We start from the raw sequence: 17,991 nt of genomic DNA, 5'->3' as shown, positions 1-17,991 counted from the left end.
ATCAGAGCCCATCTCCTGATAGCAGCGCGCCAGACCTAACAGGGCTGTTTTATCTTTAGCCCACTCGGGTATTTTTCTAAAGGTTTGCAGAGCCTCCACATACTTGCCCATTTCCTGATAGCAGCGTGCCAGGCCTAACAGAGCTGTTTTATCTTTAGCCCAATTGGGTATTCTTCTAAAAGTTTGCAGAGCCTCTGCGTAGTTGCCCATTTCCTCATAACAACGCGCCAAACCTAACAATGCTGTTTTATCTTCTTCCCAACCGGGTATTTTGGTAAAGGTTTGCAGAGCTTCTTCATAACGCTCTATTTCTTGATAGCAGCGTGCTAAGCTTAATAATGCTGTTTTGTCTTTATCCCAATCAGGTATGTTGAAGTAGGTTTGCAGGGCATCTGCATAACAGTTCATTTCCTGATAACAGCGCGCCAAACTTAATAAAACAATTTTATCTTTATTCCAACCAGGAATGTTCGTATAAGTTTGCAAGGCTTTCGCATAATGCTCTATTTCTTGGTAGCAGCGTGCCAGGCTTAATAATGCTGTTTTGTCTTTATTCCAGCCAGGAATGCTCATATAAGTTTGCAAGGCTTCTGCATAATGCCCTATTTTTTCATAACAGCGTGCCAAACTTAACAATGCTGCTTTGTCTTGAGCGCAATCAGGTATTTTATAAAATATTTTCAAGGCTTCTTCATAATGCTCCATTTCTTCATAGCAGCGTGCCAAGCCTAACAACGCTTTTTTGTCCTTCTCCCAGTCAGGGATTTTTTTGAAAGCTTGCAGAGATTCTTGATAGTTACCTAAGTGTTGATAAGAGCGTGCTAACAAAAGACGTTCGCTATTACCCAGATCCCTTTGGATGTATGATACAAAGCTTATCAATTCGGAATACCGCTGCAAATTAAACAAACAGATTACTTTGGCGTATTGATGGCTTTCGTTGTAAAGAGGATTCATAGAATCGAGCAAACTCAGTGCAGCAGCATACTTCTGCGCACGTATGGCATTCCAGGCTTGTTTGAGACGATCAGGTAATGGCGTCTTGATCATATGATCGACATAGGATGCTATTGAAACTCAGCATATTAGCGATGGCGCATTGTCTTGTCCATAATGTTGGGCTTGGCGCTTACATTAAATTGTTTTAGCCCAAGATTGGCTGAAATAATCCGATATAAGCACCGGTTGGGTCTTGAAGCATGGCAATCATTCCTAAATTCTGAATGGTTTTTGCCGCTACTACCAGTTTGGCTCCATGGCGCACGGCTTTGGATACCGCTTCCTGGATGTTTTCTACCGTGATGTAACTCATCCAATGGGGGCTTATCCTTGGATCTTGTGCTTGCCATGCTGGAGGCAGCCACATTAAACCGGCAATATTTTTGTTGCCTAATTTGAATATGAAGTAAGTTATTCCATCAAGTTCTACTTCAATGGTTTCCCAGCCAAATAACTGATGATAAAAATCCTTGGCTTGTTCAACATCCACAGTTAATAATCGGTTCCATCCTATTTCTCCTGCATTCCGGGCTTTATCGGTCATTTAGGTTCTCCCTCTTATTCAGAATGGTTGATAAAGGCCTGCAACAGCACCTGTTGGATCCTTAAAAAGGGCTACTAATCCGAGACCGGTGATGATTTTAGGCTCTATTATCAACTCCGCACCAAGACGCCTGGCTTCGTTAATGGTGTTCTCGATATTCTCTACCGCTATAAAACTCATCCAATGAGGCGGCGCTTGCCACTGTTGGGGTAATTGCATGAGGCCTGCGATTTTTTTAGCGCCTAATTTGAAGATAAAATAGGGCGCTCCTTCCAGATCCACTTCAAAAGTTTCCCAGCCAAAAACATCTTGATAAAAAGCTTTGGCTTTCTCAATATCATCGGTCATCAAGCGATTCCAGCCTATTTCTCCTGTTTTAGGGATTCCATTGGCCATCAGGTTTTCCTTGTTAAGCATATTTCCTATTAGATTAGCATATTTTATGATGTCCAAAATTCACTCTAATAAGTTATTGATGCATTGCCCGTCATTTTCGACTACCGCAGAAATAATCCTGCTAAACTCAGATGCGATAAGATTTTTACACTCAGTAGTCAATGGCCCATTGATTGAAAGCTGATACTCGCCATGTTGATTTTTTGAAAAGTAAATCCATAGCGTTTGGTTGCCGATAGGACGGTTTGCAGAGGCAAAATGATCCGGAAATGAATAATTGAGATTGGCAAAACGCTGATTCTGAATTTCCTTGGTAAAAAAGCTTGGCGTAATGCTGATAAGAGTCCGTAATCTGTCCGGTTTCTGCAGGCAAAGGTTCCAGTTGAATAATTGATTCAGCTTAAATTTAATTGAAATACTTCGTCTGATGGCGGCTATCTGGCTTAGGTATTTTATGTAGAAGTCAGTTAGTATTGCATTGACCTTTTTTTCTTTAAAATTCCTGGTAAGAAGGAGCTTATTCAACTGAGTTGTCAGGTATTGGCCAATTGTTACCCTCGAGCCTTTCAACCCGGCATCTCGGATGAAATGGGAACATTTTTGGTAAGGGGCAGTTTTAGTCAGCTGTTCTTCAATAGATTGGATGCAATCAATAAATTGATATTGTTCGCTTAAAGTAATATTGATTCTCTTATATTCTGAGAATAAACCTACTACTGATTTGTATTCACTCCTTTCACGGCCGCTGTGAATCAGAATAATTGGAATTTTATTTTGGCGGCTTATCTTGTAAAAAACAATCTGGCAAGCAGCGATTAATCCTGAGCTAACGTTAAGATTTTTTTCCCTATGCCAATTGATTAATTTTTCGATCGCCAACGGCTCAAGGGTATAATGGAATAAATGTTTTACTTGTCTTGCAGCATCGGGCAAATGATGTTTGGCGCCGAAACTTAACATTTGAAAGCCATGATTGTATTTCTGCCAAAAGCCGATTTTTTCTTGCAGATTTTTCTCATAATAATGATTGCTTTGTTTTACATAGCGGAAATACAAATTCGCTATTGGTTCGCCTGTTAGTTTTTTCCCCAATACGAGAGCTTCATAACATGTTTTAAATTGACTGAATACAATTTCACATGAGACATCATCCACAATAATATGCGGGATAATCATGTGCAGCTCATGCAATTCATGGTTCATTTTATAAAGATACACGCGAATCAACGGCTGCTCATTCAAAGGAATGACGCGCATGGTGTTGCTGTGGAATTCATCATTGAGGCTTTTGATTTCATGGCTTAAAGAAATATCTTTGTAGAGTAACTTGAATTGGCCTTCTTGTCTTAACCGCTGCGTGGGAGTCTTGTGGTTGAAATAAATCCAGAAGGCTTTGTTTTGATGAATAACAAAATTAAAAGCCTGAAATAAATAATCCTGATTGAGTTTGCCGTGTAATTGAACTTGCATGCCGATATTAAAACTATATTGAAACTTGTTGAGCACCCAAAATATATACTGGAAATCACATAAAGGTATTTCTTCATCCGGTTCTGCAAATGGCAGATTATTGCTGGTTCCTGCGGCAAAGAGGGTTTGGATTTCATCCGCGATATTTCTTGCAATTTTTGCAATGCTTGGAGAATTAATAAAATACTCGATTGACAGGCTTAGCGCTTCACATTGTAATTTATCATGAATCCTGTTTCTGATGTCTATGGCCATCAAGGAATCCATGCCCATTGAGAATAAATTATCTTTGGCTGTGATTTGCGCTGTATCGTCTAACCCCAACACATCTGCTGCAATCTCACATAAGGTCTGGCTCAGTATTGCAATTTTTTCTTCCCGGGTTCGCAACTTTAAGGAATTTAAAAAATGCTGCTGCGCTTGAATTTTGTGATGAGCCAGTTCAGACAGCCATGCCTGTTTTGGCGAATAGTTAAAATAGGTATCCCAGGCAACAGGGCATAACGCAATTTGGGGTAACTGGGTTTTCAATAAAACATCGAGAATCTCAAGGTTATCTTTGTTAAGCGGCATAAATCCGCGCTGCTTCAGGATTTGCGTAAGGTTTGTAGTCATCCCGGTTTCATGGAAAGGTCCCCAGTTGATGGTTAAAGCCGGCAAGCCTTGCTGCTGGCGAAAATGTGCCAATCCGTCTAAAAATCCATTGGCAGCAGCATAATTTGCCTGCCCTCTGGCTCCCAGCAGCGAAGCTGTAGATGAAAATAAGACAAATACATCGAGGTGAAGGTGTTTGGTTAGTTGATGCAGAATTAAGGCGCTTTCCATTTTTGCGCTGAATACGCTTTGCATGTCTTCATCATTTAAATTCACAATCAATCCATCACGAACAAGGCCTGCAAGATGGAATACGCCTTTTAAGGGTCTTATGCTTTGAATGTCCGCGATAAGCTGTTCCATATGCTGATAATGGGAGGCATCAACTTTATAATGGGTGATAAAGGCCTGGTTTTGTTTTTCATGTTTAATCAATATCTTGATATCTTCCGGGCACTCAGAGCGGCTGGTAATGACCAGATGTTTTGCTCCTCTTCGCGTGAGATATTTAATTAATGCCTTGCCTAACCCTCCAGTACCGCCGGTAATGAGGTAAGTCGCATGAGCATCGAACAAAGGCTCTTCTTGTACATTTGAAACTGGCAGCTTTGTTTTCTTAAGTCTTGGTACGTAGATTGAATCGCGAACAGCCAGTTGATTTTCTGGATCATCAGTACTGAATATATAAGTTAGTGGCTTGGCCAGAGTCTCATTCGGGCCCAGATCGACTGTGTAATTTTTGTTAAGCTCAAGCTCATTGCTAAAACTTTTCCAGAAAGAGCTGGCCATTGTATGGTAAGGGTTAACCGGTTCACCCTCGCGCACGGCATAAGCATTTTCAGTAACAAAGATAAAACTGCGGGGGCTTGACTTAAACATGGTTTGGCAGCAATGAAACAAGTCTGAAAACTCTTGATCATGGAGAAAGACGATGTGTTTATCTTTGATATTGGTGAATTGGGTCATATCCTTAATAAGTTGATAATTCATATGTCCTAATGCTTTTTCAGCTTTCACTTCATCCTTGGCCACAACCCAAAGCTCAGGGATTACAGGATTAGCTTGCAAGATTGAATCAAGAGGCTGCCATTTGATGCTGTAAAGATGCTGAATCCCCGGTTCATATGAGGCAAAATGCTTTCTTGTGACGGCTCTTAATTTCAGTTCCTCAATTTCGCCTATCAACAAGCCCGAGTTATCATACAGTTTTATATCGACGCCAAGTTCATTTTCATGCTTTGTTGCGCGCTTGGTTAAGTGCACCCAAATATTTCTTGGGGCTTCCTGGTAAGTCGTCATGTTTTTTATGGCATAGGGCACGTAGGTGGCAGTATCGGCATGACGGGTAGCGAGTAACAGCAGGCTTTGCATCGCGCCATCCAGGAGAATGGGATGAAAGTAATATTCAGAACCATAGTTGGCTTTGGTTGATCCTACCTTAGCCAAAACCTGGTTAACCTGCACATACCCTTCTTGTAAAACATGAAACTCATCGCCATAAAACAATGATCGTTTCCTGAAATCTTCATAAATTTCTGATACATCTATTTTCTCAATGCATTCGGATTTAAGCGCATCCAAATCCAGGGTTTCAGTCTTTGGCGTGGTTTGCGGCTTAATCTCCATTGAAGAAAATCGTTGCCAACTGATATCTTCCCTGGCAAAAATATTGATTTGGTATAGCCCGTCATTTTGGGGTTTTGCCTGTAATTGGAACTCCTGGTCTTGCTTTGGGAAGAAGGGGCGCTCAATTGTGAATTTTTCTATTGTGCAGGCGCTCCCCTTAAAGATTAATCCAGCCACGGCCAAACCACACTCGATATAAGCTGTTGCTGGAAAAACCATTTTTTCAAATACGCTATGCTGGTTGATATAGCTTAAATTTTCCAAGTCCAGTTTTTGGTGAAATAAATACTCATTGTTCGGCAGGGAAATCATTTGCCCCAAGAGGGGATGCACCGCGTTTGGAAAGACATTCCCACTGCTTTTTTTGTCCAGCCAATATTCATGGCGGTCAAATGTATAATTCGGTAACAAAATTTTTTTAAATTCATCCCCGCGGGTTTTATAGTAAGAAGCCCAATTGACCTCTTCGCCCCTGAGGTAGGCCAGCAATAACGATTTAAGCGCAATATCCTGGATATCAAGTCTGTGATTTTCTTTGGCTGATTCGACAAATTGCCCGCTGCTGAGCAAGCGGCTGGCCTCTTCAGCGCTCGCTGCCATCACCGCAAGGCGATGGGGATAATGTTCCCGGCAGGTCGCCGCCGTAAAGCAGATGTCAGCAAAATGATGTGGAGTGGTTGCTAAATATTGTTGATAACGGTTAGCTAAATTGGTTAAGGCAGTCCTGGATTTTGCGGATAAAACCAGCAAATGCTTTTTAAACGCCCTGATTGAGGTCGCGCTTTGGTTAGCTGGAAATTCCTGCAAAATGACATGCGCATTGGTGCCGCTGAATCCAAATGCATTGACACCCGCGCACAGGGGCTTTGAGCCATGATGCCAATCTATATTTTGTAAAGCGATGCGTGTGCCATTTAATTTTATATTTGGGTTTAAGCGGTTAAAATTTAAATTTTTGTAAATTTTCTTATTTTGTATCCCAATCACGGTTTTAATCACGCCGGCAACACCAGCCGCGCTTTCAAGGTGGCCAATATTTGTTTTAACCGTGCCAATATATAAAGGATTGTCACGGTCGCGCGATTCCCCATAGATTTTATTGATGGCATGAACTTCTATTGGATCGCCCAAGGCCGTTCCTGTGCCATGCGCCTCAATATAACCAACATCGCAAGAAGCCAGATCACTCTGCGCCAAGGCTTTCAGCATCACTTCCTCCTGGCTTTTGCCATTCGGCACGGTTAACCCGGCAGACTGGCCGTCATTATTGACAGCAGACGCTTTAATGACGGCAAGAATATGATCTTTATCGCGCAAGGCATCCGATGTTCTTTTAAGGAATAGCACGCCGCAGCCTTCTGCTCTCACATAACCATCGGCTTTTTCATCGAAGGTTTTGCATTGCCCATCCGGTGACAAGGCGCGGGCCTTGCATAAGGTTATATTGGATTCCGGCAAGAGCAGTATATTCACGCCGCCCGCCAAAGCATAATCAATTTCCCGGTTTTTCAAGCTTTGGCACGCATAATGAATGGCCACAAGGGAAGAAGAACAGGCAGTATCGACACTAATTGACGGTCCTTTCAAATCAAAAGTATACGCTACCCGTCCCGGTATGAGGTTTAATACATTGCCGGTTATGGAATAGGCGCTAAGCTCCTCATTTGAGAACCCCATTTTTTCGAGCAGGCCATAGTATTCATTGGGACCAACACCGGCGAATACGCCTGTCAGGCTGCCGCGCAATGCATTTGCAGGATAATTGGCATTTTCCAGGGCTTTATAACAGCATTCCAAAAAAATCCGTTGTTGGGGCTCTATCAATTTGGCTTCACGAGGGCTTATCCCAAAAAAATGGGCGTCAAAACATTTGATGTTTTCTATCAATCCAAGTTTGTTTACATAGGATTTCAGAGGCGCATTGATATTTGGATCATAGTATTTGCGATTATCCCAACGTTCCAGAGGAATATCTTGAATGCCGCTTAGCCCTTGTTCGAGCAGGCGTTCAAATGCCGCCACATCAGGCGCATTCGGCAAAGAGCAGCTCATGCCAACAATAGCAATGGAATCATCACATGCCTCAGAAGAGTTGGAAACCTGTTGTTTAATCAAATGATGATTCAGCTCAGATTCTATGAATCTTGCTAATTTATCAATCGATGGATAATCAAAGCCAATACTCACCGTCACCTTAAGGTATGGCTCAAGCTCTTTCTTAAGCCGGGCTGCCATTTCCGTTATCATCAAAGAATCAAAACCAAGCTCAAAAAAGCCGGTGTCTTCATTAATATCTTCAGCATCCGCGAGCTCCAGTATCTCTTTGCAAATCTTGCCCAGCATGTCCTTGCAGGCCTTAAGGCGTTTATCAGAATCAATTCGGAGATAACTGCTTAGCCACGGTGACAACAGTGGATTGACTTCGGGTATGTTGTCAGCCAGATCTTTTGCCAAATGCTCATGGAAAAGAGGCCTGGGCTTTGGTACAAAATCAAGCATGAATTTGAGGTAGTCCGGCGAAATAATGGCTGCATGGCTTAGCCGGCTATTGAGAAGCATCTTAATGAGCGTATAGCCCTGGTCGTTAGCAATTAAGGCTTTTTTTAGGTTTTGGTTGCGAGACCGGTTCTGGGCCATGCCAACTTCTCCCCATGGCCCCCATTGAATGGCGGTACCGACGAGGCCCAGGCGTTGCCTTTCGGCAATCAAAGCATCCAGAAAGCCATTGGCAGCACCGTATACTGATTCTTTGTTGCTCCCAAATACTGAAGCAATGGACGAATAAACGATAAAAAAATCCAGATCACAGTGTTGAGTTAGCTCATGCAGGTTCCATCCGCCCTGGACTTTGGCAGAAAATACATAGTCTACATCCTCCTCCCGATGCTCCAGCAAAGGCGCTTTAACTGCAGCGCCGGCGGCATGAATAATTCCCTTGAGAAGTCCATCTGCGTTTATCTCTGCTAGAAATGCGCGCAGCCCTTCCTTATCCGTTACATCCAGGCTGACCATGCGGACTGTGCGGCCTGGATAAAAGGATTGAATTTTTTGAATCGCTTTTTTTATCTCGGGTTTGTCTATATGCCTTGCAGTAAGAATCAGCTCTTTTGCCCCAGCCGATAACAAAGCTTGTGCAGTGACGAGCCCAAGCCCTCCAGAGCCTCCGGTAATGAGGTAACGGCCAGCATTGTGCAACGAGCGCCTGCCGTCTTCCAACGCAACTCTTTTTAAACGCGGAACATAGCGTTTGCCCTTACGATACGCCACCAGGTGTTCATAATGCGCCCCCTGATTGTGCTCAATTTCTGCAACTACTTGTGCTGCATATTGTTTATCGTCAGGATTTTCCAAGTCTATCAAAATGGTGGAATATTGCGGCAACTCCAGGGCAAGGGTTTTGCAAAATCCGGTAAGGGAGCTATGGCTTAAATTTAAATTATCCCCAGCAAGCTCCGGTATGCCGTTTGCGGTCAACACAACCAGCCGTAAATCAGCTTCTTTCCTGTTTTGCTTTTTAATCTTTTTAATCAGGTTGAGGAGCGTTTTTAATATTTCCTTTTGGGAATGAATATCGTTGCGGCAAGTTTCTAATGGCGCGGCAAAAATAATGCCGGCTAATGCATTGAATGAATAATCATCCTCTTCCTGGAGAATATGCAACCCTTCCTTGCCAAAATCAGAAGCCTTTTGCGGGTTGCCAACCAGGAGCCAATGCCCGCCTTGTGTTTTACGATGAGTGTTGTCATATGCCTGCTGTTCCCATTGCAATTGGAAACACCAATCTTTGGGAGGCAGCGCATCTTTCAACTTATCTTTATGGCCATACCAATGCTCTGTACGGGTGAACTCATATAGCGGCAATTTAACCTTGAGAAATTGATAACCCAGTGACTGATAACACTCTCGCCAATTTACTTTATGGCCTTCCTGATATGCAACCTGCATTTGTTCCAAGGTACCTGGTTTTTGGCAGAACTCTTGTTCCTTTTGAATTTGATGAATTTGATATTCCTTTTTAGCAATCAAGGCTGCGGCCTCTCTTGCCGAGTTGGCTTTAATGACCACGCGGAATAAAAAATGGCTCCGGCAGGTTGCTGCAGTAAAACAGATATCGGCAAACTCATGTTCTGTCAGGGATAAATAGGTTTGATAACTGGATAACAGCAATTCAAGGGAGGTTTTATTTTTTGCCGATATGAGCAATAGGGATTCTTTTGGCAAGGTACGGCCTTCTTGCTTTTTGCGGGGGGCTTCTTGCAGGATGATATGCGCATTTGCCCCGCTGAACCCAAATGAACTGACGCCCGCGCATCTTGGTCCATTAGGCTTATGCCAATCTATTGTTTGCAATGGGATGGCGGTATTTTTTAGTTCAATTGCGGGATTTAGCTTTTTGAAATTCAAATGCTTGAAAATTTTTTGTGTTTTTATGCTTAACACTGCCTTGAGGAGGCTTGCCACACCTGAAGCGCTTTCGCTATGGCCTATATTGGTTTTTACCGAGCTGATATAAAGCGGCTTCTCGGGGCTATGGTGTTCACTGAAAATCCTGGTTAACGCGTTGACTTCTATGGGATCAGCAAGCGGCGTGCCCGTGCCGTGCGTTTCAATATAATCGATATCTTTTGGAGATAGCCCTGATTTTGCAAGCGAACTGCGTATCACTTCTTCTTGGGCAATCCCATTGGGAACGGTGAATCCGCCGCTTTTCCCATCACTATTGATAGAAGACCCCTTGATAATAGCGAGAATATCATCTTCATCTTGAATGGCCGTACTTAAACGCTTTAATACCACCACACCGCACCCTTCGGATCTGGCATAGCCGTCGGCATCCTCGCTGAATGTTTTGCACCGGCTTTCAGGCGATAACATTTTGGCTTTCGACAGCGTAATATTTGAATAGGGGGTGAGTAAGATATTGACGCCGCCGGCAAGAGCCATATCGCACTCGCCAGACTGCAAACTTAAGCAGGCATTATGAATGGCAGTCATGGAAGATGAACAGGCAGTATCAATTGCCTGGATTGGTCCATGAAAATCAAATGCATAGGCCACGCGCCCCGCCAAGGCATTGAGAACGTTTCCTGTCGCAAAGTAGATATTTAATTCTTCTAAACTGACGCCAAGCGCTGCCAGGGCGCCTGGATATTCATTTGTTCCAACGCCAACGAATACTCCCGTATTGCTGTCCTTGATGATGTCAAGGGGTAAATTTGCATCTTCGAGTGCGTGATAGCTTTCCTCCATAAATACCCGTAATTGGGGAGCCATGAGTTTGGCTTCGCGAGGGGAAATATTGAAGAAATCCGCGTCAAAGGCTTTAACATGATCAATTAAGCCCAGTTGCTTGATATAAAGCCGGCCTAATGCATTGGCATCAGGATCATAATATTGATCATTATCCCATCGTTCCGGCGGAATATCGACCATGCCGCTTTCGCCATGCACCAGCAAGGATAAAAATTCGTCGACATTCGCTGCCCGGGGCAGGCGGCAGCTCATGCCCACAATGGCAATCGGTTCGATATTCAGAACCTTTATGGAAGGTTGGCGATGGACAGCGGGCGGCATGATGATTTGCTGCAAATGCCTCGCCAGCTTATCTAGAGTTAAATAAGGTGATAACAGCGAATTTGGAATCTTGAGCCGTGATGGGAACAGTCCCAAAAGCGCCTGATAAAGGTCGTCCAACAAGGGTTCGGTAAAGCCCAATGATTCAAAGTCTTGATGTTCATCTATCGGTTCTTTCTCGACAATCTCCTGAATAAGGGGTGCGATTTTTCCCTTGATGGTTTCTATCTGTCCTTCTTTGGAAGAACAATACAAGCTATTTAGCCAGTGGCTGTCAGCGTCGCGGTTTCTGGGTTCATGCCAATAAGGTTTTCTGTCAAAATAATAAAGTGGCAAGTCTATTTTTTGATACTGAATTGGATTTAGCCTTGGCTTCAATCCTTTTAAATAAGCGTCATAAATTTGTTGGGCATCATTTGCCAGGGTTATGCTTTCATGGTGTACGATGGTTTTTTTTATTTCATACTCTTCAGATTCAATTTGTTTAATTAATGTTTCCTTGTCGCGGACGATGATTGCCAGGCGGAACTGATAATGATCGCGGCAATTGATTAAAGTACAGCACACATCATGAAGGCTTGCGGCCGACTCCCTTAGAAATTGGACATAGTTTGTCAGCATTTGCCGCAATGAACGCTCGCTATGGGCAGAAGCCACAAAACAATAGGGCTTTCCATGTTCTGCCTCAGGGTATTGTTTTATCTGCTTGGGCGGTTCCTCTATCACAACACTGATATTGGTTCCACTGAAACTGAAATTGGATACTTGCGCGTATCTTTTTTTCCCTGGATGGTGCTGAAAGGGGACACTTTCAGTTGCAATCAGCGCGGGTATGCTGTCTGGCTCAATCATGTTATTGGGTGTTGTGTAGTGCAAGTTCGGCGCGATTGTTTCATATCTGAAGGCGCAAACTGCTTTGATAAGTGAGGCAATGCCGGAGGAAGAGATGGTGTGGCCGATGTTACTTTTTAATGCGCCTATAATCAGCGGCTTATCTTGGCGATGATGGCCCAGGTGGACGCATTGAATTGCCTGAAATTCCACCGGATCGCCAACAGCAGTTCCGGTTCCATGCGTTTCAATGTAATCAATGTCGCCGGCAGCCAGGTTCGCTTGTGCCAATGCAGCTTGATGCATCGCGATCTGGGCTTCGATGTCAGGCACCATTAAGCCTGTCCCGTCGCCATTTTGGTTCATGACAATACTTTTAATAACCGCATGGATCTTGTCGTCAGCCTCTATTGCGTCCTGCAGCCGTTTGACAATAATCACCCCGCAGCCTTCGCTGCGAACAAAACCGTCTGCTTTGGCATCAAAGCTTCGGCATTTACCCGAGGCGGAGAGCATGTTTGCTTTGGTTAAGCCCATAAAGCTTTCAGGACAAAGACTAAGATGAACTCCCCCAACAATCGCCATATTGCATTGGTGGATCCTGAGCGCGGTGGCTGCAAGATAAAGAGCGGAAAAGGAGGAAGAGCATCCCGTGTCAACAGCCATGCTTGGACCTTTTAAATTTAATACATGACTCAGTCTTCCTGCTGCAGCGCTGTTAGCAATTCCTATAGGGGTGTAGGCATTAAATTTTACATTGTCTTTATACTTGAGTTGGCTGTATTCATGAGTTGAAATTCCGCAATATACCCCAGTATTAGTATCTTTTAATGAATCAAGAGTGATGTTGGCGTGGTTTAAAGCGCGAATGGACACTTCCAGAAATAAACGCTGCTGGGGATCGATTTGTTTTGTTTCTGCGGATGACAGCTTAAAAAAAGCGGCATCAAATAACTCTGGATTATTTAAAAATCCTCCGTGGCGGCTAATGATTTTACCAGCCTTTTTTCTATCAGCATCATAATATTTTTCAATATCCCATCGGCTCCTTGGCACTTCCTTAATTGGCGACTGCCTACTCAACAACAGTTCATAAAATGCCTGCACATCTTCAACATCGGCATCGATTCCTGGGAACTGGCAATTCATCCCGATGATGGCAAGGGGTTCATTGAGAATACCTTCAATATGATTTCTTTGATTTTCGTGGGCCACGCCTGCTCCTACAATATTGTGTGGTGTGAGACTTTATGGTGTATGCAATGCAGTCATACAAGAATACAATAACCGCTCGCCCTGATGAGCTTCTTTTCCATGCATAAAGGTAAAGTTATCCACTATCATAAAATCTCCCTTTTGCCAATTTAAAACACAAGCATGATTCTCAATAACCCGATTAATTTCTTTGACCTCGCCAGGCGAAAAAGCTTGGCCATCACCATAATGGCATACTATAGGGAACATATCTTTCAAGATAAGATAGCGGTAAGCTGCATATTTCCAAAAGTGTGAAGCTTTTAAGCCGTTATAAATCATATTTGAGTAGTAATTCAGGTAAGCAGAAGAGTTAAACCAGGCCATCTGATTGCTCAAGGGATGGTGCAAGACCCCCGGTAAATAGCTTGAGAGGATCAAATCATGGCAGGGGTTGACCCATTCCCAGGTAACCTCGTCTTGCATGAGCCTTTTTTCTACGGTTGTTTTATCCGTTGTGCCGAAATAATCAGGCCAGCCTTGGGCGCAGTGTTGGCCTAAAATCTTTTTTAGCCAATGATACTTGAGTGATTTCCCATGAAAAAACTGCTGGTACAAGACGCCGTGCTTTATGATTTTTTTCTGAATTTCTCTCGGCATGTTAAGCCAAATATCCAAAGCATTCGCAAAAATGGTTCCGCCGCCTTTTGCTGGCGGAGTAATGCAGCAAAAATAGATATGGGTTGGCGGGTTTTTCGATCTTGGTTTTTCATGGTGAAGTGGTAAAGGGATGTGGGAAGGCAGATCGCACGAGGTATATATATCATTCGCCAGCAAGGTTCTTGGCAAATCATAGTCTCTGGTACTGCATCTTTCGCCAAGCCCGCATAATTCTACCGCTTGAGAGAAATGATCTGCATCAAGACAGCCAAATCCCCTGAATAAAATAGCGCCTTTCTGGTGGAGCTCAGCCATAAGTTCGGCATGATACAGGGTTAATAGTTCCAATAAAGATGCAGGGGGCGCCTCCCGTTCAGAAGAAGCGGTGACCATAGGTATATTGGTGCTTGGCTCTGTTACGATATTTAACTTCATGCTTATCGCCTTAAAATGCAATCACTTAACAGCCTCCAGGAAAATAGGGCGGGTTTCATAATAAAGTTTACCGGCGTATTTACGCTGACAAATGACTTGCAGCGCTTCTTGCATATCTCTAATAAGATCGTTTAGGATTTCTGCCGGAAAGGTATGCATGAACGGCATCGTCAAGAGCAAATTCTTAAAATGATCAAGGGTTGGAAGAGGCACGCTTGCGGTTTCCAAATTTAATTTGACTTGCTTAAACGGCAAATGGCTCAGGATATTAACCACACGCAAAAAATACTGTTCGTTTGTTGAGTTGATATATTTATCCGTCAGATCACGGTAACGATTCTGTTTGGCCAACTCACGCCAGGTTTGCAAAATGCTGTTGTCGGAGAATGAAGAAAAGACGGCATACATTTTACCTCCAGGTTTTAAAGCCTGGTAAATATTAGGGAAGGACAATTCAATAGGAGTCCAGTGCAAGCACCAGAAAGAGAGAATAAAATCAAACGGCTGAGTATGCTTGAGTTCTTCGATGCGCTGTACCTCAAAGGAAAGATTCTTCCGGGCCCAATGCTGCCTTGCATGTTTTACCATAGGTTCCGAGCTGTCGATACCAAGTATTTGGCCGCTTTTTAGGTTATCCGCCAATAACTTAGTGAATAATCCATCACCAGAGCCAATATCCAGGATATTTCCAAATAATCTGAAATTTAAACGTTTGCAAAATGCCTCATTGATTTTATTTTGAATATAATTTCCATGCACATAACGCTCAGGATCCCATGACACGTTGCCTCCAATCCTCATCTGGCTTATTCGCCTCATATTTACGCTGTTTTAGCCTCGATTGTCCACTTTTTTGATTCATCAAACAATTTGTAACAAGGCTCTTACAAGGCCGGATTTTTTTGTGCTTTACTCTCATCTATGACGTTTTTCAGAATTTCTTTTTTATTTGGCCATTGCTGTACTACTGATTGATTCAATTGTGGACAATGTTCAACAAGCCAGGGTCCGAATTGAACCAGGAGCAAAGGAATTCTGGGCTTGAGGCACGCTTCAAATTTTTTCCGGCCTTCTTTTTTACAAAGGTCTCGATTGTCTATGCAGTTTTCAATAATATCGTTGGTTGATTGCTGCCAGTTTTCTGGCGGAGCAACGCCAAGGAAGGATTCAGTCATGATCTCTGACAGTATGTTTTGACTGAAAAAAGCAAATTTTTTAGGATGAACTTGATCTTCACAAAATTCCTGCTGCAAAAGCTCACGGATTTGTTTGCCAATCTGTTTCATGTCATTCATGTTAAAGCACGGGGTTAGCCTCAAGGCTGATTGAGGCGCGGGGCTTGCGGTGAGCAAATTGCTGATTATAATGAGGCCCAATCCAAGTAATACCCGTATCATTTTTATATCCATAATATTCCGCTGATTAAGAAAATTATAAATTCCATTTCATTGTTTGCCGGCCAGTATAACAAACTGTTTTTTTCATTTTAACTATCAGGTGCCGGTACCCTTGAAGCCAAAATATAAATTAAATGTTTTTCTTGTCGCCATTCAGAACATGAACCGCAGCAGCTATTATTTCGGGTATTGTGAGAAAAGGTATTTTTTTGTTCTTTCTAGCTTGAAAATAAACTGTCTTTGGCATAGAGTATGCTTGGCTATTAATGTCAAAAGGAATACTCTATGATTAACAAAATTGCAAAAATGGCAGCCATAGCACTGGCAAGCAGTGTTTTGACGGCGCATGCGGAAGAGTCCTGTTTCATTGAAGTCGCCGTGGCATCTCCTCCAGTTGAACTCTATGAAAATGTTGCTTTTAACGCAAGCAATGATATTGGCGTTAACCGTTCTGTCACGTTAAGCGGCGGAAGCGCTCCTTATGTTATAGACAAATTGCCATGTGTTGATAATCCATACGTCATTTCAGCTACCCGTTATGGAATTTTAAATGGCGGAGCAATTGGGGAATGTGAATTAAGAGCAGGCGCTGTTAGATTAAGCCATCCTGGCAGCAGTGTTTCTGTCGTATTCCCAAATGATTTCATTTGTTTGTTAAAAAAATAACGCCCTGAATCCTGGTTGCTGTAGAGCAACCAGGGAAATATTCGCTCACGATTTTGGGCTGATTTCCCAGTAATTCCCAAAGCGGATGTTGACAGCCTCATGATGATTGTGACAGCATTATTCATTGTAGAAAATTTTTTTCATATTTTTTGCGTTGAGTAATCCCATGCATTCAAAGGACATAATTTTTTTCCATACGTCTCTCCCTGGCGTTCTCCTTCTCCGCTGATGGCGGAGCATATTCTTTTCTTGCAGACAATTTTTTCATGGGCCTAACCAGGTCGAAACAAATACCGGGTTTTTCATCCTGTTAATTAGGAAAAATGATGATCAATTCAAAAAGGGTAGTGTGGTTTATTTGGCTGCTGGCATCAATTTTCTATGCCTATCAGTATATATTAAGGGTTATGCCCAATGTTATGCTGAATGATCTCATGCAGCAATTCTCTATGGATCCCGCCGTTTTTGGGCAATTTTCCGGGATTTATTATATTGGCTATTCCCTAATGCATTTACCGCTTGGGATTTTGATTGACCGTCTTGGCCCCAGAAAAGTCATGACAGTATGCATTTTGCTTACGGTTATTGGTTTGATGCCCATTATCTTTGCCAAAAATTGGATATACCCCGTCATGGGACGCGCCTTAATCGGCATCGGGTCTTCTGCGGCTATCCTTGGCGTGTTCAAAATCATCCGCATGCTTTTCAGGGAAGAACGTTTTACGAGGATGTTGGGGTTTTCCGTAACCATTGGCCTAATAGGCGCCATTTATGGGGGCGGTCCTGTGAATTATATGGTTCATCTGTGGGGCTATCAAACTGTTGTATTGGTGTTTGCTGCAATAGGATTGATGCTCGCAGGCATCAACTTTTTCATTGTCCCTGATATGCCGTCTGACCACCAAAGCACAGTGCTCTCGGATTTAAAGGCCGTCTTTACAAACAGAAAAGTGTTATTGCTTTGTGTCTCGGCTGGCATGATGGTTGGCCCTTTAGAAGGTTTTGCCGATGTATGGGGTTCTGCTTTCTTAAAACACATTTATGGTATCGATGCTGCTTCTGCCAGTTACTTTCCTTCATTAATATTTGTCGGGATGTGTTTGGGGTCGTCGGCTTTAAGCCTTATTGCAGAAAAATCTGGATATTACATAGGAACCATTATTGCCGCAGCAAGCACAATGTTTATCATTTTCACGCTGCTGGTGGCAGGAAAGCTTTCGATAAGCAGTATTGCCGTAAATTTTATTCTAATTGGGGTGTGTTGTGCTTATCAAATTATTGCCATCTATAAAGCGTCAACTTACGTTGAAGAAAATATCGCAGGACTGACCATAGCTGTTGCCAACACAATTATCATGAGTTTTGGCTATGCCTTTCATAGCACCATAGGCTATGTCATTAACGCTTCTGGCGGTGCAAATGCAGAGCACGCATTTTCTTATGGGATGAGTGTTATTCCAATTACATTATTGATAGGAGTCCTGGGCTTTGTGGTTCTGGGATTTATGGACAAATATCAAAATAAATATGCAATTGCCCCTAGATAACAACCTTTGTATTTACAATTTCATCGGTAGCTTATTTTAATGGAATGTCTTTCTTAGG

At 42.9% G+C, this 17,991-nt stretch carries 9 protein-coding genes; 2 read left to right on the top strand and 7 right to left on the bottom strand.

Annotated elements, in window-relative coordinates; all coding sequences use genetic code 11:
- From Llon_RS08810 to Llon_RS08780, 7 genes are all read right to left on the bottom strand, one after another.
- On the bottom strand, window positions 1-1,050 hold a 1,050-nt coding region (locus Llon_RS08810; protein ID WP_193391627.1), incomplete at its 3' end, for a tetratricopeptide repeat protein.
- A 94-nt stretch (window positions 1,051-1,144) separates the two neighbouring features.
- On the bottom strand, window positions 1,145-1,543 hold the full coding sequence (locus tag Llon_RS08805; protein WP_058529691.1) for a VOC family protein: 399 nt from the start codon (window positions 1,541-1,543) through the stop codon (window positions 1,145-1,147).
- Between the two features lie 18 nt (window positions 1,544-1,561).
- Window positions 1,562-1,939, bottom strand: a complete 378-nt coding sequence (locus tag Llon_RS08800; RefSeq protein ID WP_058529690.1) for a VOC family protein — start codon at window positions 1,937-1,939, stop codon at window positions 1,562-1,564.
- Window positions 1,940-1,999: 60 nt separating this feature from the next.
- Window positions 2,000-13,249 carry an SDR family NAD(P)-dependent oxidoreductase gene (locus Llon_RS08795; RefSeq protein WP_058529689.1) on the bottom strand — a complete coding sequence of 3,750 codons (11,250 nt, stop codon included), beginning with the start codon at window positions 13,247-13,249 and terminating at the stop codon, window positions 2,000-2,002.
- Between the two features lie 33 nt (window positions 13,250-13,282).
- On the bottom strand, window positions 13,283-14,323 hold the full coding sequence (locus Llon_RS08790) for a TauD/TfdA family dioxygenase (protein ID WP_058529688.1): 1,041 nt from the start codon (window positions 14,321-14,323) through the stop codon (window positions 13,283-13,285).
- Between the two features lie 21 nt (window positions 14,324-14,344).
- A complete protein-coding gene (locus Llon_RS08785) occupies window positions 14,345-15,106 on the bottom strand; it encodes a class I SAM-dependent methyltransferase (RefSeq protein ID WP_058529716.1) in 762 nt (253 codons plus the stop codon).
- Window positions 15,107-15,207: 101 nt separating this feature from the next.
- Entirely contained in the window at window positions 15,208-15,720 is a 513-nt protein-coding gene (locus Llon_RS08780; protein ID WP_058529715.1) for a hypothetical protein, read from the bottom strand.
- 285 nt (window positions 15,721-16,005) lie between these two features.
- Between Llon_RS08780 and Llon_RS08775 the strand changes: the two genes are divergently transcribed.
- Window positions 16,006-16,386, top strand: a complete 381-nt coding sequence (locus tag Llon_RS08775; protein ID WP_058529687.1) for a hypothetical protein — start codon at window positions 16,006-16,008, stop codon at window positions 16,384-16,386.
- Between the two features lie 326 nt (window positions 16,387-16,712).
- Window positions 16,713-17,933: an MFS transporter gene (locus Llon_RS08770; protein WP_058529686.1), complete on the top strand. Its 1,221-nt coding sequence runs from the start codon at window positions 16,713-16,715 to the stop codon at window positions 17,931-17,933.
- The last annotated feature ends 58 nt before the right edge of the window (window positions 17,934-17,991 follow it).

The sequence above is a fragment of the Legionella londiniensis genome (genome assembly GCF_001467825.1).
Classification (GTDB): Bacteria; Pseudomonadota; Gammaproteobacteria; order Legionellales; family Legionellaceae; genus Legionella_A; species Legionella_A londiniensis.
Note: the sequence above shows the minus strand (reverse complement) of the source record. Positions and strands in the feature narration are given on the sequence as shown.